Here is a 22,481-nt window from a genome sequence, read left to right as displayed (position 1 = left end):
ACCGAGCCCTGGAGGCGCCGACCATGACCATGTCGCGACCCACGGATGAGCCCGTCTTCGTGCTCGACCTCACCGATCTCGACGGCCTCCTGGAGGACCGCCACGCTCGGCGCTTCGACCAGGCGCACATCGTGGCGTGGCTGCGGAGCTCGGGCGGCACGCTCACCGAGCGCGTGATGAAGTCCGCCGCGGCCGACCTGCTCGAGCGTCAGCGGCCGCCGTCGACCTGAGGTCGTCGGCCTCTGGTCCTTCGATGAGCCGGCCCAGCTCATGGTGGCCCTCGCAGGTCCGGCCGCACCCCCGCTCGTCGAAGCGCTGCTTGCGGCGACGGGCCTCGGCGCTCGTCTCGTACAGCGCCACCGTGAACAGGTCGCAGCGGGCCAGCACCGCGTAGGCCCCGTCACCAACGATGTAGGTGGCGTCGGGCCACGTGCACTCGGCCAGGGACTGGTAGCCGCGGTGGATCCGGCCGCAGCGGTGGAGCACCTCGATGTGCATGTCCGACCTCCCGTGCTCCGTCGTCACGGAGCGAGGCCGATGCTTCGCCGTCGCCGCGCCCGATCCCTGCCGATGCGGGCGGGACCGGGCCGGGCAGCAAGCGAGCCGGTCGATGGACCGGCTCGGACCTGCAGCTCGATGCGCTCCGGGGGTGGGGATCGAACCCACGACAACACGATTAACAGTCGCGTGCTCTGCCAGCTGAGCTACCCCGGAAGGGAAGCGCCGACGATAGCAACTGCTCCTCGGGCCGGAGAACCTGGTGCGGTCAGGACTCCAGGTAGTCGCGCAGCTTCTGGGAGCGGTGGGGGTGGCGCAGCTTGGCGAGCGTCTTGGACTCGATCTGGCGGATCCGCTCCCGGGTGACGCCGAACTCCTGGCCCACCTGCTCGAGGGTGCGGGCCTGGCCGTCCTCCAGCCCGAACCGCAGCCGCATCACGGCCTGCTCGCGCTCGTTGAGCTCCTCGAGGGCCTCGAGCACCGCCTGGTTCAACAGCGTCTTCGTGGCCGCCTCGGCAGGTGCGTCGGCGTTCACGTCGCCGATGAAGTCGGCCAGGTTGGAGTCGTCCTCCTCCCCCACCGGGGAGTCCAGGGACAGCGGGTCCATGGAGATCTGCTGGATCTCCCGGACCCGTTCGGGCGTGAGGTCGGCCCGCTCGGCCAGCTCCTCCACCGTGGGCTCCCGCTCGAGCTCCATGAGCATCGTGCGCTGGATGCGGTGGACCTTGTTGATCGATTCGACCATGTGCACCGGGATCCGGATCGTTCGGGCCTGGTCGGCGATGGCGCGGGTGATGGCCTGTCGGATCCACCAGGTGGCGTAGGTGGAGAACTTGAAGCCCTTGGTGTAGTCGAACTTCTGCACGGCCCGCATCAGGCCGAGGTTGCCCTCCTGGATCAGGTCGAGCAGCTGCATGCCCCGGCCCACGTAGCGCTTGGCGATCGACACCACGAGGCGCAGGTTGGCCTGGATCAGCTCGTCGGTGGCGCGGTCGCCGTCCTTCGCGGCCCGCTGCAGCGCCCGGCGCTCGCTGAACGGCAGCGATTCGAGGGCGTCGGACGCGGCGAGGTCGGCGAGGTGGCTGGCCGCGATGGCGCCGGCTTCGATGCGCTTGGCGATCGAGACCTCCTCGGCCGCGTTCAGCAGCGGGACGCGACCGATCTCGCGGAGGTAGAGCCGCACCGAATCGCTGCTGCCGCCGGCGGCGGGCTTGACCGCCTTCAGGTTGCGCGAGGCAACCCGGCGTCGGCGGGCGCGGGTGATCTCGTCGGCCGGCGAGATCGACTCGTCCCGGGACTCGTCGACGGCGTCGTCGTCGAGGTGCACGTCCTCGTCGAGGCGGATGCCGGCGCTCGCACAGGCCACCTTGAGCCGGGTGAGCAGGTCAGCGGTGAGCTCGACGCGGAGCTCGACGAGGGCCGCGTCGAGGTGGAGCTCGCCGGCGGGTCGAGCCGCGTCGACCAACGCCTCGAGCAACTCGTCTGCTACCGCTGGCTCCTCGACCACATCACTCATGGGCTGCCCCCCGTTGCGAAGCGAACGTTAGCAACTCCCTCGCCGCGGCCACCCCGTCTTCGGTCGGCCCGACGCGCCCGACGAGCCCGGCGAGACGCGTCAGCCGCTCGAGGTCCGAGTCCGGGGCGGAGCGCTCGACGGCCAGCAGCCGCCTCCCCGTGCCCCGGACCTGCAGCAGCACCGGATCGAGGGCGTCGTCGACCGGCTCCTCGACCGACAGCCGGGACAGGAACGACGCGACCTCGGGCGGCGAGGACTCGATGGCCTCGTGGATCGTGGCCGAGGCGACCAGCACCCGGTAGGTCTCGAGGTGCAGGGCCTCCTCGAAGAGGCACTCGTCGAGCCAGTCGACGACCTCCTCGGGCCGGTTCACGGCGAGGCGCAGGACCTCGACGGCGGGCGAGTCGTCCCGGGACCCCCCGGGGCGTCGGCTGGGGTCGTCGCCCGGTCGGTCCTGGCCGCCCCGGCCCCGTATCGGTTCCTGGTGTCCGGGGTCCTCGGGGTCGTGGCCGGGCGCCCGGGGTCCGGGGTCCTGGTCCCGGGCCGCACCGGCATCGTCGCGGCGGCGACGAGCGGGTTCGGGCGGCGCCGGCCGGCGGACGTCGCCGGAGGCCACCCGCTGGCGGAGCCGGTCGACGTCGAGGCGGCACCGGTCGGCCACCTGCATGAGGTACTGGTCGCGCACGAGGTCGTTGGGGTGCTCGACGATGACGCCCAGCGCCTCCTCGGCGGCGCGGGCCCGGTGCTCGGCCGAGTCCAGGTCGGCGGCGTCGAGGATCCGGCTGAGGCGGAACTCGAGGAACGGACGAGCGCCCTCGACCGCGGCCACCAGCGCAGCGGGGTCCTCCATCGCGAGGTCGGCGGGGTCGACGCCCGGCGGCATCGCCGCCACCACCACGTCCATGTCGAACTTGGACTCCCACTGGTAGAAGCGGTCGGCGGCGGCCTGGCCGGCGGTGTCGGCGTCGAAGGCGAGCACGATCCGGCGGGCGAAGCGGCGCAGCAGCTGGACGTGGTCGTCGGTGAGGGCGGTGCCGCACGTGGCCACAGCGCGGGGGATCCCGACCCGGAAGAAGGCGGTCACGTCGGTGTAGCCCTCGCAGACCACGACCTCGTCGGCGGCGACGATGCCGACCTTGGCCCGGTCGAGCGCGAACAGGACCCGCGACTTGTCGTAGAGCCGGGTCTGTGAGGTGTTGACGTACTTCGAGCCCTCGGCGCCCGGCATGATCCGGCCGCCGAAGCCGAGGGGGGTGCCGTCGGCGTCGTGGATGGGGAACAGGACGCGCCCCCGGAAGAAGTCGTTGACCCGACCCCGGGAGTTCACCCGTCCGAGCCCGGTCCCCTCGGCATCCTGCTTCGACAGCCGCAGCGCCTTGGCCAGCTGGTCCCAGTCGTCCGGGGCCCAGCCGATCTTCCACTCGCGGACCTCGTCGCCGTCGAAGCCCCGGTCGCGGAGGTAGCGCCGGGCCGCGGCCGCGTCGGGGGCCGAGAGGAGCCGTTCGTGGTACCAGTCCTCCGCGGCGGCCACCACGTCGGCGAGGCGCTTGCGCTCCGCCCGCGTCTTGCTCTCGCCGGGCTTGTCGTAGTTGAGGCTGATGCCGACCTTGGCCGCCAGCCGTTCGACCGCCTCGGCGAAGCCGAGGTGCTCCTGCTCGCGCACGAAGGTGATGGCGTCGCCGGAGGCCTGGCAGCCGAAGCAGTGGTAGAGGCCGTCGACGGCGTTGACGTAGAAGGAGCCCGTCTTCTCGGTGTGGAACGGGCACAGCCCACGCCAGCGCTGCCCCACCTGGCGCAGCTGCACGTACTCGCCGATGAGGGCCACGATGTCGGTCGCGGCGCGGACCCTCGCGATGTCCTCGTCGACGATGCCCACGTGCCGGTTCTAGTCGCGCGCGGCGCCTCCCGGCTCACCCGGTGGGCCGACCCCGGACGGGTCCTCCACTCGGAGCCGGCCTTGTCCGGAATGCCCGTTTCGGTTACCGTTGGTAACATGTTGGTCCTCGCCACCGAAGCCTCCGGGACGCTCGGAGGCAGCGCGCTCGCCTCCTGGACGCCGATCACCACCCTGCTCGTCGCCTACGCCGTCGTCGTCGCCATGCTCTGGTGGCGAGGCGACCCCGCCGACGGCGACAAGGCCCCGCTCGGCGCGCTCCAGCGCATCGGTCGCGGCCTCACCCGCACGACCGGCATCCCCGGTTGGGCGGCCATCGCCATCGGCCAGTCACTGTTCGCCCTGCTGGTCGCTGGTGTGGGCTTCTACAGCGACGTGGCCTGGCACATCGCCCTCGGCCGCGACGAGCAGCTCTTCACCGCACCGCACGCCGGCATCCTCCTCGGCCTGCTCGGCATCCTGTCGGCTGCCGTGTTCGGCACGATCGTGGCCACACTCGACGGGTGGGAGCGGGGCTGGCGGGTCGCCGGCTTCCGGGTGCCGTGGTCGATGCTGCCGCTGGGCGCCCTCGGGATCGGAGCGGTGTCCGGCTTCCCGATGGACGAGGTCTGGCACCAGGCCTTCGGCGTCGACGTCACCATGTGGAGCCCCACCCACATGCTCATGATCATGGGCGCCAGCTTCACCGGGCTCGCCGGTTGGCTCGTGCTCGCGGACACCGGCATCCGGCCGTCGCACTCGCGCTGGGCCGCGTTCCTGCACGGCCTCGCTGCCTGGCTCACGCTCCAGGGCCTGGTCGCCAGCCAGGGCGAGTTCAGCTTCGGCGTCCCGCAGTTCGCCCAGGTGTTCCAGCCCATGCTCATCTCGCTCGCCGCCGGCATCGGCCTCGTCGCCATCCGGCTGGTGCTCGGTCCGGGTCGGGCGCTGCTCATCACCGTCGTCTACGCGCTCACCCAGGCGGTCCAGCTCGGCCCGGGCGACGGCCCGGTCGAGACGCGCCACGGTGCCACCTTCCTCGCGTCGGCGATCGCGGTCGAGGCGGTCGCCCGCCTCGCCGGCACCGCCGACCGGACCCGGTTCGCCGTGGGGGCCGGCCTCGGCATCGGCACGCTCGGGCTCGCCGGCGAGTGGGTGTGGAACACCGGCGCCCACCAGGCGTGGAACACCTCGCTCCTCCCCTACGCCGTGGTCACGTCGGTCGTCGCCGCGATCGGCGGCGCGCTGCTCGGTGCCGGCTTCGCCGGCGCGTTCCGCTTCGCGGTGCCTGGCCGGCACATCGGGACCACCGCCCTGGTCGCGGGCGTGGTCCTCACCGCCCTCCCCGTGCTGTGGTTCCTGCCCCGGGATGCCGGCGACGTCACCGCCGACATCACCCTCGAGCGGGTCGGCACCACGACCTTCGGCGTCGACCAGGTCGAGGCCGAGGGCGCGGTCGTCACCGTGGCGCTCACGCCCGCCGACGCGGCCGATGACGCCCACTGGTTCCAGGCGACCTCCTGGCAGGGCGGCGGCCTCGTGCTCCAGGACATGGTCGAGATCGAGCCCGGCGTCTGGCGCTCGGAAGGGCCGGTGCCGGTCGAGGGGCTGTGGAAGAGCCTGGTCCGGCTCCACCGCGGTGGCAGCCAGCTCATGGCGGCGCCGATCTGGTTCCCCGACGATCCCGAGATCGGCGAACCGGAGATCCCCGCGGTCGACCGCAGGATCGAGATGGGGCCCGAGACCCAGTACCTGCTGCGCGAGACCGAGGAGGGCGACCTGCCGTGGCTCGTCCCCGTCGTCCACGGCTACCTCGCCCTCACCGTGCTCGGCTGGCTGGTCGCCTTCGTCGTCGGCGTGCGCCGGATCGGTGCCCCCATCGGGCCCGAGGACGGTGCTCGGGAACCGAGGGCGCCGTCGCGACGTCGAACGGGTGCCGGAGCTTGAACCGGCACTGACGACCGACCCCGGAGGCCTCACCGATGCACCGCCCGTCCCCCCACCGCCTCGCACTGCTGCTCGCCGTGCTGCTCGCCTCCGTCGGGCTCGCCGCGTGCGGTGACGACGACGTCGAGACCAGCACCGACGACGTGCCGACGGAGACCGACACCGCCGACGAGGCGCCCCTCGGCGGCGGGGGCGGGGCCGCAGGCACCTGCCTGGAGGGCACCCCGGACTGCCAGGACACACCCATGGATCCGAACGCCCCGGTGAGCGGCCCGGATGGCGAGGTCCCGCCCCCGGCCCAGTCCGACGAGACCTTCCCCAGCGAAGCGGCGCGAGACCAGGCCCGATCGCTGCTCGGCAGCCCCGAATCCGAGCTCGCGCCCGACGTGCGCGTCGCCCGGCGCGGCGAGGAGACCTTCGCGCTCACGGAGGACTACGTGCTCGGCCGCATCACCGTCGAGCTGGACGATGACGGCTCCGGCACCCACGTGGTCACCTCCGCCACGGTCGAGCTGCCCGAGGGCCCCGAGACGTTCACGACCTGACGACGCCTGCGGCACGAGAAGGGGCCCGACTGGGTAGGGGCTCGGCCATGTCCTCGGGTCCCAACGCGCCCGCACCACGGATCCCCGGTGTCGACCTCGTGGAGGTCATCGGCAGCGGCGGGTCCGGTGTCGTGTACCGGGGCCGCCAGGCCGCCTTCGACCGTGACGTCGCGGTCAAGGTCGCCCGCCACGTCGACGACGCCGACGGCGCGCCAGCCGCTCGCTGGGAGCGGGAGGTCGCCGCCGTCGGCCGCCTGTCCAACCACCCCAACATCGTCCCGGTCTTCGACGCCGGCGTCACCGAGGACGGCTCGCCGTACCTGGTCATGCCCCACGTGCCCCACGGCAGCCTCGGCGACCGCATCCGTCGCGAGGGCCCGGTGCCGGCCGGCGAGGTCGCGTCCATCGGGGCACGCCTCGCCGACGCCCTCGCCACGGTGCACGCCGCCGGCGTCCTGCACCGCGACGTGAAGCCGGACAACGTGCTGTGGTCTCCCCACGGCGAGCCGCAGCTGACCGACTTCGGCATCGCCCGCCTCGAGGACCTCACCACGACGAGCGACCTCGCCCTCCAGGCGACCATCTCCTACGCCGCACCCGAGGTGCTCGCCGGCGAGCCGGCCACCGAGGCATCGGACATCTACGGCCTCGGCGCCACCCTCTACGCCTGCCTGACCGGCTCGTCACCCCATCCGAGCGGCGGCGGCGAGAACGTCGCCGCGCTCGTCGCCCGGGTCCTGGAGGAGGACCCGCCACCCCTCGCGGCTCGAGGGGTGCCTGCCGGCCTCGCCGCCGTGATCGAGCGAGCGATGGCCCGGCGACCCGCCGACCGCCACGTCGACGCCACCCGGTTCCGCCACGAGCTCGAGCGGGTGAGCACCGGACCGGTCGGCGCCGCACCCCCCGGACCGGACCCGACGCAGCGCCTCGACGCGGGCGAGGTCACGGCGACCTCCGCGGTGGCTGCGGCCGACCCGGCCCCGTCACGGCATGTGGTCGCTGCCCCGCCGTCCCGGCCCGATCCGCCCGAGCCCCACCCGGCGGACCGCGACGACGGGAATCGCGGGTCCAACGTCGTGCTGTGGGGCGCGGTCGCCATCGTCGTCCTCCTCGCCGGCGCGCTGGTCGTCCTCGCCGGCATGCGCGACGACGAGGGCGGCGACACCGCCACGGCCGGCACGACCCAGCCCCCAGCCGAGACCAGCGCCACCGACGCGCCCACCACCACCGAGGCGCCGACGACGACCGCCGCGCCCACCACCACAGAGGCCACGACCACCACCGTCGCGACCTCGCCCGACGGCGATCCCGGTGAGGCGGCGCTGGCCTACTTCGCCGCCCTGGATGCCGACGACCTCGACGAGGCGTGGCAGATGACCACGCCGCGCTTCCAGGCCCAGCAGGACCGCGACTCCTGGGAGGCGTTCTGGGGCGGCCACGAGATCGAGGTCGTCGGCGACCCGCGCGTCGACCGGGACGCCGGCATCGTGATCGTGCCCCTGACCTACGGCGGCCAGCGCGAGGACTACCGCCTCGACGTGGTCAGCCAGGGCGGCGCGTGGCTCATCGACGGCCCGGTCGGGAACTGACCCGGAGCGCTGTCGCTCAGAACCCGAGGCGCTCGGCGAGGCGCTCGCGCAGGCCCTCGATCGGCACCCGCTCCTGCTCCATCGAGTCGCGCTCGCGGATGGTGACCGAGCGGTCCTCGAGGGTGTCGAAGTCGATCGTCACGCAGTACGGGGTGCCGATCTCGTCCTGGCGGCGGTAGCGGCGGCCGATGGCCTGGGTGACGTCGAAGTCGCACATGTAGTGGGGCTGCAGCAGGCCGAGCACCTCGTCGGAGACCCCGACGAGGTCCTCCTTCTTGGACAGCGGCAGCACCGCGACCTTGTAGGGCGCGATGCGCGGGTGGAAGCGCAGCACGGTGCGCTGCTCCTCGTTCACCGTCTCCTCGTCGTATGCGGCCATGAGGAACGCCATCGCCGTGCGGGTCGCGCCCGCCGCGGGCTCGATCACGTGGGGCACGTAGCGCTCGTTGGCCTGCTGGTCGAAGTACTCGAGCTTGGTGTTCGAGTGGTTCGCGTGCTGGGTCAGGTCGAAGTCGCCGCGGTTGGCGATGCCCTCGAGCTCGTCCCAGCCCCACGGGAACAGGAACTCCACGTCGGAGGTGCCCGAGCTGTAGTGGCTCAGCTCGTCGGCGTCGTGCGGGCGCAGCCGGAGCTGGTCCGTCGGCATGCCGTGCTCGACGTACCAGTCGTAGCGGTTCTGGCACCAGTACTCGTACCACTGGTCGGCCTCGTCCGGCGGGACGAAGAACTCCATCTCCATCTGCTCGAACTCGCGGGTCCGGAAGACGAAGTTGCCCGGCGTGATCTCGTTGCGGAACGACTTGCCGACCTGGGCGATGCCGAACGGCGGCTTCTTGCGCGACGTCTCCAGCACGTTCTTGAAGTTGAGGAACATGCCCTGCGCGGTCTCGGGGCGCAGGAAGACCTCGTGGCCCTTGCCCTCGACCGGGCCGGCGTGGGTCTTGAACATGAGGTTGAACTGCCGGGCCTCGGTGAAGGAGCCCTCGGCGCCGCAGTTCGGGCACGTCTCCGGGTCGTCGAGCTTGTCGAGGCGGAACCGCTCCTTGCACTCGCGGCAGTCGACCAGCGGGTCGGTGAAGTTGGCCAGGTGCCCGGAGGCCTCCCACACGGGGGGCGGGGACAGGATCGACGCGTCGAGGCCGACCACGTCGTGGCGGAGCTGCACCATGGAGCGCCACCAGGCGTCCTTGACGTTGCGCAGCAGGAGCACGCCCACGGGGCCGTAGTCGTAGGTCGAGCGGAAGCCTCCGTAGATCTCGGCCGAGGGGAAGACGAAGCCCCGGCGCTTGCAGAGGTTGACGACCTTGTCGAACAGCTCGGGATCGGGCGTGGGTTCGGCCATAGGGGGTCGGAGCCTACCGACGCCCCTGACGGGTCCCCGAAGCCGTTGCCGGGGGCCCGTCAGGGGGTTCTGGTAGACCCGCGTCGTGACCGCTCCCCTGCAGTACGGCACGCCCCCGGCCGCCGACCCCACGGCGGTGATGGGTCGTCGCTCCCTGGCCTGGATCGCCGACCTGCTCATCTACGTCGCGATCGTGGCCGCCGGCTTCGCGTCGATGGCCGAGTACACCGAGATCCCGCCGGGCGTCGCCGAGGAGGAGGCCTGCGACCTGTTCGAGGAGCAGAACCCCGGCGCGGCCGACGCCTGCATCGCCGCCGACGGCAGCATCTACCTGCTCGACACCGGCGAGGCCGGCGTGCAGACCGCCCTGTCGCTCGGCTGGCTCGCCTTCTTCATCGTCCTCCAGGGCCTCACCGGCGGCTCCCCCGGCAAGCTCCTCTTCGGCCTGCGCGTGGTCGACAGGTACGGCGCCAAGATCGGCATCGGCAAGAGCCTGGCCCGCACGCTGCTGTGGGTCGTCGACGCCGCCCCCTGGATCATCCCGCTCGTCGGCCCCATCGCCGCCTTCACGTCCTCGGGCCACCGCCGCGTCGGCGACCTGGCCGCCGGCACCTACGTGGTGGCCTCGTCCAGCGTCGGGCAGCCGATCCTGACCTCGAACGCGCCGATCCCTCCCGGCCAGCAGGCGTGGGGGGCCGCCCCACCGACCGCACCGCCTCCGAGCACGCCCCCGACCACCGGCCAGGGCTGGCAGACGGCGCCACCCCGGGACGGGCGGTGGGAGTCCCCGGCGGCCGGTGACGAGCCGGACCTGGACTTCCGCAGCCTCGACGTCCCCGAGTCCGGCGAGCGCGTCGACCAGGAGACCCCCACCGTGCACGCCGACCCCGACTGGTCCCACGCGCCCGATCTCGACGTCACGCCGCCGCCCGCCGTCCAGGAGCTCGACGAGCGTGCCGACGCCGACGCGGCGGCCGCCGGCCAGGCGCCCCCCGGTGCGCCCGAGTGGGAGGCCCCGACGCTGCCCGAGGTCGAGGACCCGGCCCAAGGCTGGGAGCCGCCCACGAGCCCGAGCGCCGACTGGTCGGCATCAGCACCCCACGACCCGGCGCCCGCCACCGAGCCGCCGCCCTTCGCCGCGCCCGGCGCCGACGGGCCGCCCACCGCTCCCCCGCAGTCCGAGGCGCCCGAGCCCCCGGCCGCCGCACCCCGCTACGAGCTCCCCCCACCCCAGTGGGACGCCGCCCGGGGCACCTACATCCAGTGGGAGCCGAACCGCCAGGCCTGGCTGCAGTGGGACGACGGCAGCCAGCGCTGGAAGCCGATCGACACGTAACACGGCGGTCTGCTCCGCAGCGCCGCGTGCCGACTGCTCGCTGGCGCTCCCGACGCCGGCCCCACAGAGGGGTCTGCTCCGCATCGCCGTCTCAGTGCCCGAGCAGCCCCGGCGTCCGCAGGCGCCGCTCGATGAGCTGCTCCACCGCTTCGGTCGCGATGGCGGCGACCTCGGAGACGGCCGGCGACGGCTCCTCGGCGAGCACCGTCGAGAGCCGTCCACCGAGGATGGCGCGCAGCAGCCGGAGCGCCTCACCCGACACGGCCCGCCCCTGCCGGCAGGTGGGGCAGCGCATGCCGCCGCTGAGCAGGTCGATGGCCACGAGCGGGTCCCCGGCGCCGCATGACACGCACTCGTCGACCTGGAGCCCGAGGCCCTCGTGGGCCAGCACCTTCAGCTCGAAGGCCGGCACCACCAGGGGGTTGTCGTTGTCGGCGAGCGTGCGCAGGACCCCGACCAACATCCGGAACCGGTGCGGGTCCGACTCGCGCTCCATGGCCAGCTGGTCGACGACCTCGAGCACGGTCATGGCCGCCGCGTAGCGATCGAGGTCGTCGCGGATCGCCCGGAACGCGTCGATGCCCTCCACCTGGGTGATCGTGTCGAGGTTGCGACCCTCGTACAGCTGCAGCGCCACGTGCGACAGCGGCTCGAGGCGGGCACCGAACTTCGACTTGGTCTTGCGCACGCCCTTCGCGACGGCCCGGACCTTGCCGTGCTGCTGGGTGGCGAGCACCACGATGCGGTCGGCTTCGCCGAGCTTGTAGGTGCGCAGCACCACGCCCTCGTCCCGGTAGAGCCGGGACCCGCTCACGACGACCGCTCGACGCCCCCGAAGCGGCGCTGGCGCTCCTGGTACTCCCGGACCGCGTCGAAGAGGTGCTCGCGCCGGAAGTCCGGCCACAGCACGTCGGGGAAGGTGAGCTCGCTGTAGGCCAGCTGCCAGAGCAGGTAGTTCGAGATCCGCTGCTCGCCGGACGTGCGGATCATCAGGTCGGGGTCCGGCATGTCGGGGTCGTACAGGTGCCGGGCGATCGTCTTCTCGGTGATCTTGTCCGCAGGCACGCCCTCCTCGACGATGGCTCGCACCGCGTCGACCAGCTCGGCCCGGCCGCCGTAGTCGAACGCGATCGTCAGCGTCATGCCGGTGTTGTGCTGGGTCAGCTCGAGGGACTCGTCCATGCGGCGCAGGACCCGCTTGGGCACCCGCCAGCCCCGACGGCCGATGAAGCGCATGCGCACGTTCTTCTCGTGCAGCTCGTCGCGCCGGCGCAGCAGCAGTGACTCGTTGAACCCCATCAGGTAGCGCACCTCGTCGGTGGGACGCTTCCAGTTCTCGGTGGAGAAGGCGTAGACGGTGAACCACTCGACACCGAGGTCCAGGCACCCGTTCGTGGCGTCGAGCAGGGCCTCCTCGCCGGCGGCGTGGCCCTCGGTGCGCTTGAGGCCGCGCCGCTCCGCCCACCTGCCGTTGCCGTCCATGACGGCGGCGATGTGGCGCGGCACCCGCGCCGGGTCGATGCCCTCGACGGCCATGGAGCCGACGCTACCTCTGGCGGCCGGGCCGCCCGCGACAGGGTGATGTCTGGATCTGCGCCACTTCCGGGTAACAAGGGCCCGTGGCGTCCATCAAGGAGAGACTGGCCGAGTACCCCGTCCTGGGGTGGCTCCTGCGGGTGCAGGAGCGCTTCGGCGAGGTGAAGGGCACCGCGCTCGCCAACGGCATCGCGCTGCAGGCGTTCCTGTCCCTGTTCCCGCTCCTGATCCTGGCGGTCGCGGTCGTGGGCTTCGTCGCCGCCGACGACGTGACCTTCGCCGACGAGGTCATCGACTCGCTCGGCATCGCCGCCGACGACCAGCTCGCCGAGGACCTGCGCGACGCCATCGACACCGCCAAGGAGAACCGGGGCACGACCGGCGCCATCGGCCTCGCCACCCTGCTGTGGAGCGGGCTGAACGTGGTCGTGGCGCTCCAGCGCGCCGTGGACAGCACGTGGCAGACGCTCGGGACCGGGCTCAAGGACAAGCTGAAGGCGATCGGCGTCGTCGCCGGCGGCGGCGTCATCCTCGTCGGGTCCCTGGCCCTCAGCGCCCTCATCAACTTCCTGCCCGGGTTCTTCGCTCCCCTCTCCGTGCTGGCCGGCCTCGCCGTCGACTTCGCGCTGTTCCTCTGGCTGTTCTGGGCGCTCGGGCGCGTCCACGTGGGCTGGCGGGCGCTGGCACCCGGTGCCGCCTTCTGCGCCGTCGGCTTCGAGGTGCTGAAGCTGGTCGGCACCGTGTACGTGCCGAAGCTGGTGGCGAACTCCTCCGCGCTCTACGGGTCGCTCGGCATCGTCGTCGCCATCCTGCTGTGGCTGGCCTTCTTCGGCCGCCTGGTCGTCTACGGCTCCACCGTCAACGTCATCGAGTGGGAGTCCCACCACGGCACCGTGCAGGTCCCCCTCGAGGTCCCGCGCGTCGACACCGAGGTCGCCGTCGGCGCCAACCGGTCCGGCGCCGTGGTCGACCGCCTCGACGAGTAGGCGCCCTCCGATCGCCCGGCGTGTCACCGGGGGCGCGGTACCGTCGCACGGTGGCCGCCCCCGAGATCGCCGAGACGCTGGAGAAGGTCGTCGCCCAGCTGCCCGGCGGAGGCGAGGTGCGCGACGGCCAGCGCGTCATGGCCGAGGCCGTCGCCGACGCCATCGAGTCCGGTCGTCACCTGGTCGTGCAGGCCGGCACCGGCACCGGCAAGACGCTGGCCTACCTGGTGCCCGCCGTGGTCACCGGCGCCCGGGTCGTGGTCGCCACGGCCACCAAGGCCCTGCAGGACCAGCTCGCCGGCAAGGACCTGCCCTTCCTCGATGCTCACGTCGGCGGGTTCTCCTGGGCGATCCTCAAGGGCCGGTCCAACTACGTGTGCCGCCAGCGGGTCGCCGAGCTGCTCGACGACCGCCAGGGTCGCCTCGACGTCGCCAACGACGACCCCGGGCTCACCGCCGTGCTCGAGTGGGCGAACGAGACCGAGATCGGCGACCGGGCCGAGCTCGCCCTGGAGCCGCGGGCCGCGGTGTGGGACGCCGTCTCGGTCGGCTCCGACGAGTGCCCGGGCGCGTCCAAGTGCCCCATGGGCGAGACCTGCTTCGCCGAGGGGGCGCGCCGCCGCGCCGCCGAGGCCGACGTGATCGTGGTGAACACCCACCTCTACGGCACCCATGTCGCCGCCGGCGGCGTCGTGCTCCCACCCCACGACCTCGTCGTCCTCGACGAGGCCCACCGGGTGGAGGAGGTGGTGTCCTCCACCTCCGGCAGCGAGCTCACCAGCGGCCGCATCAGCGCGGCGGCATACGCCGTCGGCCGGGTCATCGCCGACGACGCCCTCGTCACCGACATCCTCGCCATCTCGGCGCGCATCGCCGACGTGCTCGACGACCTGGTCGGCCAGCGCCTCGACCCGCCCCCGGCCCGCCTCGTCGACCAGCTCACCCAGCTCCGGACGAAGCTCGACGCGGCCAGCGCCGCGCTGAAGGGCGTACCGGAGTCCAACGTCGACGTCGTCGCCCGCCGCAACCGCGCCTCCCAGCAGCTCCTCGGCCTGTCCGAGGCCATCCTGCGGGCCAGCGTCGTCCCCACCGGCAGCGTCGCCTGGGTGGAGGGGCGCCCGGGTTCGGCGAAGCTGCGGATCGCCCCGATCGACGTGGCCGGCCTGCTCGAGGAGCTGCTGTGGCGCGAGACCACGGCGGTGCTCTGCTCGGCCACGATCCCGCCGAAGCTGCCCACCCGCCTCGGCCTGCCCAAGGGCAACACCACCGAGATCAACGTGGGCAGCCCGTTCGACTACGAGGCCAACGCGGTCCTCTACTGCGCCACCCACCTGCCCGACCCCCGCCAGGAGCGCGCCGACGCCGTCCACGACGAGATCGCCGCGCTCATCGAGGCCGCGGGCGGGCGCACCATGGCCCTCTTCACGTCGTGGAAGGCGATGCAGGCCGCGGTCGAGGCCCTGCGCCCCCGCCTCGACACGCCTGTGCTGGCCCAGGGCGAGCAACCCAAGCCGGCACTGCTCTCGGCCTTCACCGACGAGCCCGCAGCCAGCCTGTTCGCCACCATGTCGTTCTGGGAGGGCGTCGACGTGCCCGGCCCGTCGCTGTCGTGCGTGATCATCGACAAGCTGCCCTTCGCCCGCCCCGACGACCCGCTCCTCGAGGCCCGGCGCGAGCAGGTCGGCCGGCGGGCGTTCGAGCTCATCGACCTGCCGCGGGCGTCCACGCTGCTCGCCCAGGGCGCTGGGCGCCTCATCCGCACCGCTGAGGACACCGGCGTCGTCGCCGTGCTGGACCCACGCCTGGCCACCGCGGGCTACCGGTGGGACCTCATCCGCGGGCTCCCGCCGATGCGGCGCACCAAGGACCGCGCCGAGGTGCTCGCACTGCTCGGGGAGCTCCGCTGACGTGCGGAGCGTGTCGGCCGTCGCCATCCTGGCCGGCCCCATCGTCCTCTCCGGCTACCTGGTCGGCGCCGTCGTCGCCCTCTGGCTGACCCGGGAGGACGAGGGCACCCCCCGGCCCGCCGACCTGGTGGTCGAGGCATTCGCCGCCCTCGCCGTGTCCACCGCCGCCTGGTGGGCGATCGAGCAGGTCGCCCCCGGCAGCGGCTTCTCCCGCATCGGCTACTTCTCCAACCAGGTGCTGTCGGCATGGCAGTCCGTGGCCCTGTGGTCCGGGCTCGCGGTGGTGACGGGCATCTGCGCGCCGGTGTTCCGGCGGTTCCACGGGGGCGCCGGGCTCGCACCCGCCGCCGCCCTCCTCGCCGTGCACTACCCGTGGTTCCTGTTCGCCACCGTGGCCGCCGGCGCGCTCGCGCTCGGCCTCACCCGGTCCGCCCGGCTGGCGAAGGGTGCCGCCATCGCCGTGCTGCTGCCCACGGCGTGGCTGGGCTGGGTCCTCGAGTGGCTGCCTGCCTGGGGGCTGCCGGCCGGGCCCGAGGCCACGGTCTGGTCGATGGTGCTCACCATCGTCCTCGGCACCCGGTGGTGGCACGACCGCCCCCTCGGCGCCGCCTACTGAGGTTCGCTGCGCCGGGACAGGAGCCGGCGCTGCTCGGCTCGCACCGCCCGAGCACCCTGGACCAGGTCGGACAGGGTCCGTCCCGGCTCCCCCACCAGCACGTCGTGGCCGGCGTCGCTCAGGTCGTGGCTGATGGCGTCGGCCGCCTCGGCCGCGGCCGGGGTCGTCACGGTCAGCACCACCAGGTCGGGGGCGATCGATGCGACGAAGCCGTGCAGCGCATCGGCCGGCATGTCACGACCCAGCAGCTCGACGTTCCAGCCGTCCTCGCGCAGCACGGCCGCGGCCATGTCCACCGGCAGGCCGTGCTGCTCACCGGGCGGGGCGGTGACGACCACGGTGCCGCGCGGCCGCCCGGGGCGGCGCTGGTCGATGCCGACGAGGAGGCGGGACACGACCTCCGACGCCCGGTGCTCATGGGCCACGGTCAGCTCACCCGCCGCCCACCGATCCCCGATGCCGGCCATGGCCGGGGCCACGACGCGGGACAGCACGTCGAGGGTCGACTCGCCCTGGGCATGCAGGCGGGACACGACGTCGGTGGCGGTCCGCTCGTCGCCGTCGCAGAGCGCGGACAGGAGCCGATCGGCCGATCGACCCCACTCGCGCCGACTGCTCCGCACCGTCGCCGGGCTGGGCGCATCGCGCTCGCGGGCGTAGGCGTCCACGTCGCTGATCTCGAGCTCGTAGCGGCCCCGCACCCGCACCGCCGGGATCCGCCCCTCGCGCACCCATCGGTACGCGGTCTGGTAGTGCACCCCGAGCCGACGGGCAGCCTCCTGGAGGTCGATGCGGTCGGCCATGGTGGGGACAGCGTACGTGGTCGACAACGCGCGATGAACGCGGCAGAAGCGCTAGAAGCCGAGATCATCCAGGTCGGCGGGGCGACGCTGCCAGTCCTTGCGGACGACGACCTGCAGCTCCAAGTAGGCCCCCTCCCGCAGCTGGGCCCGCACCTTGGAACCCACCTCCTTGAGGACCGCACCCTTGTGGCCGATGACGATCCCCTTCTGGGAGTCACGCTCCACCATGATCTCGACCCGGATGTAGGGCCACTCGAGCTCGGTGACGCGGGTGGCGATGGAGTGCGGCAGCTCGTCGCGCGTGACGGCCAGGAGCTGCTCGCGCACGAGCTCGGCCACCCAGATGGCGTCGGGCTGATCCGAGGTCATGCCCTCCGGGTAGTACTGCGGCCCCTCCGGCAGACGGCTCACCAGGTGCTTGACGAGGTCGTCGACGCCGTCGCCCGTCCGGGCCGACACCGGGAAGTAGGACTCGAGCCCGAACTCCGACGCGGCCGACAGCTGGGCCAGCACCTGCTCCGGGCTGGCCCGGTCGACCTTGTTCACCACGAGCACGGCGTCCCTCGGGACCTTCTGCGCGATGAAGCGGTCGCCGCGACCGATCGGCATCGTGGCGTCCACCAGCAGGCACACCACGTCGACGTCGCGCACGGCACTGCTGGCCGTGGCGTTGAGGCGGTCGCCGAGCGGGGTCCGCGGCTTGTGGATCCCGGGCGTGTCGACGAAGACGACCTGGGCCGGCCCGCCCGACCCCTCGTCCAGGTTGAGCACACCCCGGATCTGGGACCGCGTCGTCTGGACCTTGTCCGAGACGATCGAGACCTTCTCGCCGAGGATCTGGTTGAGCAGCGTGGACTTGCCCACGTTGGGACGTCCGACGAAGGTGACGAAGCCGGACCTCATCCGGTCCGCTCCGATGCCACGTCGGCTTCGGCTGCCTCGGCGGGGGTGATGCGGTCGATGCGGACGAGGCCGATCCGGCGGCCCTGCACGCGCGATGCGGTGAGTCGGTGCGATCCGATGTCGATGGACTCGCCGTTCGTCGGGACGTGCCCGAGCCAGCTGAACAGCAGGCCACCGATCGTGTCCCAGTCGCCCTCCGGCAGGTCGGCGTCGAGGAGGTCGTTCACCTCGTCGAGCGGCATGCGGGCGTTGACCCGGTAGGCCCCGCCTGGCAGCGGCTCGGCCATGGGGTCCTCGACGTCGTACTCGTCGACGATCTCGCCGACGAGCTCCTCGATGAGGTCCTCCAAGGTGACCAGACCGGCGACGCCGCCGTACTCGTCGATGACCACCGCCATGTGGAACTGCTCCGCCTGCATCTGGGGCAGCAGCACCGACACCCGCTGCTGCTCGGGCACGAAGCGGGCCGGCCGGACGTGCTGGCCGACGGGCTCGTCACCGGTGCCGTCGCGCTCGGATCGCATGAGGTCCTTCGCGTAGGCGAGGCCGACGATGTCGTCGATGCCCGTGCCGATGACCGGGATGCGGCTGAACCCGTTGAGGATGATGACCTCCATCACGTCGCTCACCCGCCAGCTGGCCTCGACGGTGACCATGTCGAGGCGGGGCACCATGACCTCCCGGACGATCGTGTCGCCGAACTCGATGATCGACTCGATGAGGGCGTGCTCCTCCTCCTCGATCGCCTCGGCTTCGACGGCGACCTCGGCGAAGGCGAGCAGCTCCTCCTCCGACACGGACGGGCGCTCGTGGTCGTGGTCGTCGCCCGGCTCCCGGCGGCGGATCCGACGGCCGAGGCGCTCGGCGAGCAGCGGCAGCAGCGGGAGGCGGGTGACGAAGCGCCCGACGGGCGCCACCCGGTGCCCGACCGCATCGGTGCGGACGAGCGCGACCGTCTTGGCCACACCCTCGATGAAGGCGGAGACGACGACGATGGCGGCGATGGAACCCACCCACGTGATCGGCTGGGGGTCGTAGCGCTCGACGTGGGCGAGCACGACCAGCACCGCCCCGATCTGGGCGGCGTGGCGGACGACCACGATGACGGTCAGGTTCGTCTGGCGGCGGGCCAGGAGCGCCACGAGGTCGCCGGCGCGGTGGGCGCCCTCGTCGGCCAGCATCGCGACGCGGGCCCGGCTGGTGTGGGCCAGGACCGTCTCGCACAGGGCGAGCACGACGACGACCACGAGCAGGGCCACGACGGCGAGGGCGGTGAGGGGGAGGCTCACGACCGGAGGTGGAACGATGCCAGGTGGGCCTGTTCCTTGGCCTGCATCACCGCGGTCTCGTCCGGTTCGGCGTGGTCGTGTCCGAGGACGTGCAGGATGCCGTGCACCACCAGCAGGGCGACCTCGTCCACCAGCGTGCCGTCGTGCTGGGGCTGACCGGCGTGCTCGGGGGCCTGGGCGGCGGCGACCGACGGGCACACCACCACGTCACCGAGCAGCACCGGCACGTCGTCCAGGTCCAGCGGCGGGCGGTCCGGGCCGGGCGTGCCGTTGTCGGGCCAGCGTCCGTGCTCGAGGCCCTCGTCGTCGATCGGGAAGGCCAACACGTCGGTGGGACCGGTCTTGCCCATGTGCCGCTCGTTGAGCTCGGCCATGGTGGTGGCGTCGACGAAGAGCAGGCTGAGCTCGCTGGTGCGCCGCACGCCTTCTGCGTCCAGGACCTGCTCGGCCAGGCGCACCCACCGACCGACGTCGATCGGCTCGTCGTCTTGCTCGTCGACCCCGAAGACGCTGACGCTCATCGGGGCGATCGCCCCCCGGGCGCCGGCTTCGGCGGACCGCTGCGGTCGTAGGCGTTCACGATGTCCTGCACGATCCGGTGCCGCACCACGTCACGAGCGCCGAGGTGCACGAAGCTGAGGCCCTCGATGCCATCGAGGATGCGCTCGAGGTCGGCGAGGCCCGACTTGCCGCCCTGCACGTCGACCTGGGACGTGTCCCCGGTGACCACGACCTTCGAGCCGAACCCGATCCGGGTGAGGAACATCTTCATCTGCTCGGCCGTGGCGTTCTGGGCCTCGTCCAGGATGATGAAGCTCGCGTTGAGCGTCCGACCGCGCATGAAGGCCAGCGGCGCGACCTCGACCAGGTTGCGCTCGAGGAGGCGCTGCGCGCCCTCGGGGTCGACCATGTCGTAGAGGGCGTCGTAGAGCGGCCGCAGGTAGGGATCGATCTTGGCCATGAGGTCCCCCGGCAGGAAGCCGAGCCGCTCCCCTGCCTCGACCGCCGGCCGGGTGAGGATGATGCGCTCGACCTCGTTGCGGTGCAGCGCCTGCACGGCCATGGCCACGGCGAGCCAGGACTTGCCGGTGCCGGCGGGGCCGAGGCCGAAGGTGATGACGTGGTCGCGGATGGCCTCGATGTAGCGGCGCTGCCCGGCCGTCTTGGGCCGCACGGCGTTGCCCTTTGCCGAGCGCAGGATCTCCGTGGCCATCAGCTCGGAGGGCCGCTCGTCGTGGATCACCATGTCGATGGCCCGCTGCACGCTCTCGGCATCGAGCAGCTGCCCGGACGCCACGAGCAGCACCAGCTCCTCGAAGACCTTGCCGGCGTTGGCGGCTTCGGGCCCCACGACGGCGATCTCGTTGCCCCGGGCGTGGATGTCCGTGTCGGGGAAGGCGCGCTCAACGAGTCGCAGCAGCTCGTCTCGCTGGCCGAGCAGCCCGGCCATGAGGTGGTTGCCGGGGACGTTGACGACGACTTGGGTGTCCGACACGATCAGCCGGATCCTACCGGCACCCGACCCCCGGGAGACCCAGTGCACCACGACGACGGCACCGACCTGCCGGCTGCCGCCCGCTCGGCAGCCGGCGGCGTGCTGGGCGGGACCGACGCCCTGGCCCGGTCGCTCGAGCGATGGGCCGCCGACGCGCTCGTCGACGAGGCGGCGCGTCAGCGCACCCGCCAGCGGTGGCTGCGCGTCCAGGCCGAGGAGGAGGCCAGCACCATCGGCGCGCTGGTCGACCTGGCCGAGCGGGGTCGCCCGGTCGTCCTCGACGTGGGCGAGCACCGGGTCCGCGGCGCCATCGTCGGGGTCGGCGCCGACTTCCTCGCCCTGCGCAGCGAGCGGGACCAGGACGTGCTCGTGCGCACCGAGGCCGTGGAGGTGGTGCGGGCCGAGCCGGGTGGGCGGGCCGTGATCGGCGACCGCACCGTGCTGGTGGAGGTCGCCCTCGACGCGGTGGTCGGTCCCCTCGCCGCCGACCGGCCCGAGGTGCTCATCCGGACGCGCTCGGGGCAGGTCGTCCGCGGTGAGCTGCGCAGCGCCGGCACCGATGTCGTGCGGTTGCGGAGCGACGGCGATCCGCCGGCACCGGTGTGGATCCCCCTCGCCGCGGTCGCCGTGCTGGTCCTGCAGCCCTAGACCTTGCTGTCCGGGGGTTGAGGTTGCAGGTCCCTCTACAGAGGGGCCTGGTGATGGACCCTGTGGTTCCTTCCACAGATCCAAAGGAACCCATCACCATGACCACCTCTGCAGAGATCATCTACCACCGGCGCGTCCGGTTGCTTGATCTCGCTGAAGAACTCGGCAACATCTCCGCCGCCTGCCGCCAGATCGGCGTGTCCCGCACCCGCTACTACGAATGGAAGAACACCTCCGAGCTCTACGGGCTCGAGGCGCTGTGGCCCAGAGACCGGCGCCGCCCGGCCCAGCCCAGCGAGACCCCGACCCACGTGGTCGCCGACCTGCTCGCCGTTGCCGTAGTCGAGCCGACGCTCGGCTGCCGCCAGCTCGCCGACCGGCTCCAGGAGCTGGGCTATGAGATCGGCAAGACGACCGTGCAGCGGATTCTGGTCGACCACGGCCTGGGTCGGCGCCGCCAACGCATCGCCCGGGCTGCGGCAATCGCTGCGCTGGCCGGGATCATTACCGAACCGGTCACCGAAGCGCTGGGCGAGCCGTTCGGGTTCTGCCACTGGGCCGGCCACCCTGGCGATCTCGTGGCCGTGGACAGCTTCTACATCGGCAACCTCAAAGGCGTGGGCAAGGTGTACCAACTCACCGCCGTGGACACCTGCACCCGATGGGCGATCGTGAAGCTCATCATCGGGCCGGTCACCACCGCCGACACGATCCGCTTCATCGACCACGTCCGCACCACGATGCGCCGCCTTGGGATCCCGCTCCGGCGGGTGCTGTCCGACAACGGACCCGAGTACAAGGGACTCGCGTTCCGGCACCACCTCGCCGAGATCGGCATCGACCACGTCCGGATCCCGCCCCGCTCACCGAACCACAACGCCGTGTGCGAACGGTTCCAGGGCACGATGCTCCAGGAGTGCTGGCGGCCAGCGTTCCACCGACGCCACTTCAACTCGGTCCGCCAGCTCCAGGCCGAAGCCAACGCCTGGCTGATCCGCTACAACACGCGGCGACGCAACCACGGCGACTACATGGCCGGCCGCAAGCCCTCCGAGATCCTCGACACCCACCGCCGCCGCCAAGCAGCATGACCATCAACCACAGGGCCCATCTGTCACCTCGAACCCCGGCCTGGAAGCCCTAGACGTCGAGGTCGGCCTCCTCCGGCTTGGCGCCGGAGTCCGGGTAGAGGTGCTCGAGCGAGCCGGGCTCGATGCGGGCACCTTCGATGAAGGCGTCGACGTCGGACTGCTTGATGCGGATCACCCGCCCGAAGCGGTAGGCGGCCAGCTCGCCCCGCACCACCGTGACCGCCGTGGCGTCGGACCTGGCCCAGCGGGCTGCGAACGAGGGCACCAGCCTCGATCAGGCCCGCTTCGACGCCTACGCCGAGGAGGCCCGCCGGCGCCTCGGCGGGTACGGCGACGACGCCGACTTCGCCTTCGCCCTGGCGGACGCCGATGGCGACGGGCGCGACGACACCGTGGCGGTCACCGTCGACGCGGCGCTGCCGATCCTGCTGCCGGTGCGCTGGTCGGGCTACAGCCCCACCGAGTTCAGCCGCACCATGCGCGCCCGGCTCGAGGTCTTCCAGGCGGCGGGGCCGTGACGGGCTCCGGGCTCCGGCGCCGTGGCGAGCGAGGCCAGGCCGGCGG

General features: G+C 72.4%; 22 protein-coding genes and 1 tRNA gene. 11 read left to right on the top strand and 12 right to left on the bottom strand.

Going from position 1 to position 22,481, the window contains the following annotated elements:
• Nucleotides 1–23 precede the first annotated feature (23 nt).
• The gene (locus RGQ06_RS14685) at nt 24–230 is read left to right on the top strand and encodes a hypothetical protein (RefSeq protein WP_432430543.1); all 207 of its coding nucleotides are present in this window, start codon (nt 24–26) and stop codon (nt 228–230) included.
• Nucleotides 231–641: 411 nt separating this feature from the next.
• Here RGQ06_RS14685 and RGQ06_RS14680 read toward each other — a convergent pair.
• The 3 genes from RGQ06_RS14680 to dnaG all read right to left on the bottom strand — a co-directional run bounded on the left by RGQ06_RS14680 (nt 642) and on the right by dnaG (nt 3,890).
• Nucleotides 642–714: transfer RNA gene (locus tag RGQ06_RS14680), tRNA-Asn, on the bottom strand.
• Between the two features lie 52 nt (nt 715–766).
• A complete protein-coding gene (gene rpoD, locus RGQ06_RS14675) occupies nt 767–2,014 on the bottom strand; it encodes an RNA polymerase sigma factor RpoD (RefSeq protein ID WP_432430544.1) in 1,248 nt (415 codons plus the stop codon).
• On the bottom strand, nt 2,007–3,890 hold the full coding sequence (dnaG, locus tag RGQ06_RS14670) for a DNA primase (RefSeq protein ID WP_432430545.1): 1,884 nt from the start codon (nt 3,888–3,890) through the stop codon (nt 2,007–2,009). The genes rpoD and dnaG overlap by 8 nt, the downstream gene beginning before the upstream one ends.
• Before the next feature lie 117 nt (nt 3,891–4,007).
• Here dnaG and RGQ06_RS14665 point away from each other — a divergent pair, with 117 nt between their 5' ends.
• The 3 genes from RGQ06_RS14665 to RGQ06_RS14655 are packed head-to-tail and all read left to right on the top strand — an operon-like array spanning nt 4,008 to nt 7,965.
• Nucleotides 4,008–5,831 (top strand): hypothetical protein, encoded by a 1,824-nt coding sequence (locus RGQ06_RS14665; protein WP_432430546.1) that lies wholly within the window; start codon nt 4,008–4,010, stop codon nt 5,829–5,831.
• A 35-nt stretch (nt 5,832–5,866) separates the two neighbouring features.
• Entirely contained in the window at nt 5,867–6,376 is a 510-nt protein-coding gene (locus tag RGQ06_RS14660; protein ID WP_432430547.1) for a hypothetical protein, read from the top strand.
• 47 nt (nt 6,377–6,423) lie between these two features.
• Nucleotides 6,424–7,965, top strand: coding sequence for a protein kinase domain-containing protein (locus tag RGQ06_RS14655; protein WP_432430548.1), 1,542 nt, complete (start codon nt 6,424–6,426; stop codon nt 7,963–7,965).
• A gap of 16 nt (nt 7,966–7,981) precedes the next feature.
• Here RGQ06_RS14655 and RGQ06_RS14650 read toward each other — a convergent pair whose 3' ends face one another.
• Nucleotides 7,982–9,307 (bottom strand): glycine--tRNA ligase, encoded by a 1,326-nt coding sequence (locus RGQ06_RS14650; protein ID WP_432430549.1) that lies wholly within the window; start codon nt 9,305–9,307, stop codon nt 7,982–7,984.
• An 85-nt stretch (nt 9,308–9,392) separates the two neighbouring features.
• Between RGQ06_RS14650 and RGQ06_RS14645 the strand changes: the two genes are divergently transcribed.
• Entirely contained in the window at nt 9,393–10,643 is a 1,251-nt protein-coding gene (locus RGQ06_RS14645) for an RDD family protein (RefSeq protein ID WP_432430550.1), read from the top strand.
• 91 nt (nt 10,644–10,734) lie between these two features.
• Here the strand turns inward: RGQ06_RS14645 and recO are convergent, their stop codons facing one another.
• Both recO and uppS read right to left on the bottom strand, forming a co-directional pair.
• Entirely contained in the window at nt 10,735–11,457 is a 723-nt protein-coding gene (gene recO, locus RGQ06_RS14640; RefSeq protein ID WP_432430551.1) for a DNA repair protein RecO, read from the bottom strand.
• Nucleotides 11,454–12,179 (bottom strand): polyprenyl diphosphate synthase, encoded by a 726-nt coding sequence (uppS, locus tag RGQ06_RS14635; protein ID WP_432430552.1) that lies wholly within the window; start codon nt 12,177–12,179, stop codon nt 11,454–11,456. The genes recO and uppS overlap by 4 nt, the downstream gene beginning before the upstream one ends.
• An 83-nt stretch (nt 12,180–12,262) precedes the next feature.
• On the opposite strand from uppS, the gene RGQ06_RS14630 reads away from it, so the two are divergent.
• From RGQ06_RS14630 to RGQ06_RS14620, 3 genes are read left to right on the top strand one after another with little or no spacing between them, the layout of a single operon-like run.
• Entirely contained in the window at nt 12,263–13,165 is a 903-nt protein-coding gene (locus tag RGQ06_RS14630) for a YihY/virulence factor BrkB family protein (RefSeq protein ID WP_432430553.1), read from the top strand.
• Nucleotides 13,166–13,215: 50 nt separating this feature from the next.
• Complete coding sequence (locus RGQ06_RS14625; RefSeq protein WP_432430554.1) at nt 13,216–15,072, top strand: ATP-dependent DNA helicase; 1,857 nt, start codon at nt 13,216–13,218, stop codon at nt 15,070–15,072.
• A 10-nt stretch (nt 15,073–15,082) separates the two neighbouring features.
• Nucleotides 15,083–15,688 carry a glycerol-3-phosphate acyltransferase gene (locus RGQ06_RS14620; RefSeq protein ID WP_432430555.1) on the top strand — a complete coding sequence of 202 codons (606 nt, stop codon included), beginning with the start codon at nt 15,083–15,085 and terminating at the stop codon, nt 15,686–15,688.
• Here RGQ06_RS14620 and RGQ06_RS14615 read toward each other — a convergent pair.
• Genes RGQ06_RS14615 through RGQ06_RS14595 form a run of 5 tightly spaced genes read right to left on the bottom strand, consistent with a single transcriptional unit; the run spans nt 15,682 to nt 20,178 of the window.
• Complete coding sequence (locus RGQ06_RS14615) at nt 15,682–16,491, bottom strand: B12-binding domain-containing protein (protein WP_432430556.1); 810 nt, start codon at nt 16,489–16,491, stop codon at nt 15,682–15,684. The two genes, RGQ06_RS14620 and RGQ06_RS14615, sit on opposite strands and share 7 nt — an antisense overlap.
• Before the next feature lie 51 nt (nt 16,492–16,542).
• The gene (era, locus tag RGQ06_RS14610; RefSeq protein WP_432430557.1) at nt 16,543–17,394 is read right to left on the bottom strand and encodes a GTPase Era; all 852 of its coding nucleotides are present in this window, start codon (nt 17,392–17,394) and stop codon (nt 16,543–16,545) included.
• Nucleotides 17,391–18,683: a hemolysin family protein gene (locus RGQ06_RS14605; protein WP_432430558.1), complete on the bottom strand. Its 1,293-nt coding sequence runs from the start codon at nt 18,681–18,683 to the stop codon at nt 17,391–17,393. Before RGQ06_RS14605 ends, era begins: the two co-directional genes overlap by 4 nt.
• Nucleotides 18,680–19,204 (bottom strand): rRNA maturation RNase YbeY, encoded by a 525-nt coding sequence (gene ybeY, locus RGQ06_RS14600; protein ID WP_432430559.1) that lies wholly within the window; start codon nt 19,202–19,204, stop codon nt 18,680–18,682. Before ybeY ends, RGQ06_RS14605 begins: the two co-directional genes overlap by 4 nt.
• Nucleotides 19,201–20,178, bottom strand: coding sequence for a PhoH family protein (locus RGQ06_RS14595; RefSeq protein ID WP_432430560.1), 978 nt, complete (start codon nt 20,176–20,178; stop codon nt 19,201–19,203). Before RGQ06_RS14595 ends, ybeY begins: the two co-directional genes overlap by 4 nt.
• 42 nt (nt 20,179–20,220) lie before the next feature.
• Here RGQ06_RS14595 and RGQ06_RS14590 point away from each other — a divergent pair, with 42 nt between their 5' ends.
• Both RGQ06_RS14590 and RGQ06_RS14585 read left to right on the top strand, forming a co-directional pair.
• Nucleotides 20,221–20,826 carry a hypothetical protein gene (locus RGQ06_RS14590; RefSeq protein WP_432430561.1) on the top strand — a complete coding sequence of 202 codons (606 nt, stop codon included), beginning with the start codon at nt 20,221–20,223 and terminating at the stop codon, nt 20,824–20,826.
• Between the two features lie 98 nt (nt 20,827–20,924).
• Nucleotides 20,925–21,917: an integrase core domain-containing protein gene (locus RGQ06_RS14585; protein ID WP_432430660.1), complete on the top strand. Its 993-nt coding sequence runs from the start codon at nt 20,925–20,927 to the stop codon at nt 21,915–21,917.
• A 49-nt stretch (nt 21,918–21,966) separates the two neighbouring features.
• Here RGQ06_RS14585 and RGQ06_RS14580 read toward each other — a convergent pair whose 3' ends face one another.
• On the bottom strand, nt 21,967–22,131 hold the full coding sequence (locus RGQ06_RS14580) for a helix-turn-helix domain-containing protein (RefSeq protein WP_432430212.1): 165 nt from the start codon (nt 22,129–22,131) through the stop codon (nt 21,967–21,969).
• Nucleotides 22,132–22,141: 10 nt separating this feature from the next.
• Between RGQ06_RS14580 and RGQ06_RS14575 the strand changes: the two genes are divergently transcribed.
• The gene (locus RGQ06_RS14575; protein ID WP_432430211.1) at nt 22,142–22,435 is read left to right on the top strand and encodes a hypothetical protein; all 294 of its coding nucleotides are present in this window, start codon (nt 22,142–22,144) and stop codon (nt 22,433–22,435) included.
• Nucleotides 22,436–22,481 lie beyond the last annotated feature (46 nt).

The organism is Salinilacustrithrix flava (assembly GCF_041228405.1).
Classification (GTDB): domain Bacteria; phylum Actinomycetota; class Acidimicrobiia; order Acidimicrobiales; family Salinilacustritrichaceae; genus Salinilacustrithrix; species Salinilacustrithrix flava.
This window is presented reverse-complemented; position numbering and strand designations above follow the sequence as displayed.

Excerpts from the sequence above, each read along its gene's own strand:
- RGQ06_RS14685 (WP_432430543.1), top strand. The coding sequence starts at position 24 with ATGACCATGTCGCGACCCACGGATGAGCCCGTCTTCGTGCTCGACCTC.
- rpoD (WP_432430544.1), bottom strand. The coding sequence starts at position 2,014 with ATGAGTGATGTGGTCGAGGAGCCAGCGGTAGCAGACGAGTTGCTCGAG.
- RGQ06_RS14665 (WP_432430546.1), top strand. The coding sequence starts at position 4,008 with ATGTTGGTCCTCGCCACCGAAGCCTCCGGGACGCTCGGAGGCAGCGCG.
- RGQ06_RS14660 (WP_432430547.1), top strand. The coding sequence starts at position 5,867 with ATGCACCGCCCGTCCCCCCACCGCCTCGCACTGCTGCTCGCCGTGCTG.
- RGQ06_RS14655 (WP_432430548.1), top strand. The coding sequence starts at position 6,424 with ATGTCCTCGGGTCCCAACGCGCCCGCACCACGGATCCCCGGTGTCGAC.
- RGQ06_RS14650 (WP_432430549.1), bottom strand. The coding sequence starts at position 9,307 with ATGGCCGAACCCACGCCCGATCCCGAGCTGTTCGACAAGGTCGTCAAC.
- uppS (WP_432430552.1), bottom strand. The coding sequence starts at position 12,179 with ATGGCCGTCGAGGGCATCGACCCGGCGCGGGTGCCGCGCCACATCGCC.
- RGQ06_RS14615 (WP_432430556.1), bottom strand. The coding sequence starts at position 16,491 with ATGGCCGACCGCATCGACCTCCAGGAGGCTGCCCGTCGGCTCGGGGTG.
- era (WP_432430557.1), bottom strand. The coding sequence starts at position 17,394 with ATGAGGTCCGGCTTCGTCACCTTCGTCGGACGTCCCAACGTGGGCAAG.
- ybeY (WP_432430559.1), bottom strand. The coding sequence starts at position 19,204 with ATGAGCGTCAGCGTCTTCGGGGTCGACGAGCAAGACGACGAGCCGATC.
- RGQ06_RS14585 (WP_432430660.1), top strand. The coding sequence starts at position 20,925 with ATGACCACCTCTGCAGAGATCATCTACCACCGGCGCGTCCGGTTGCTT.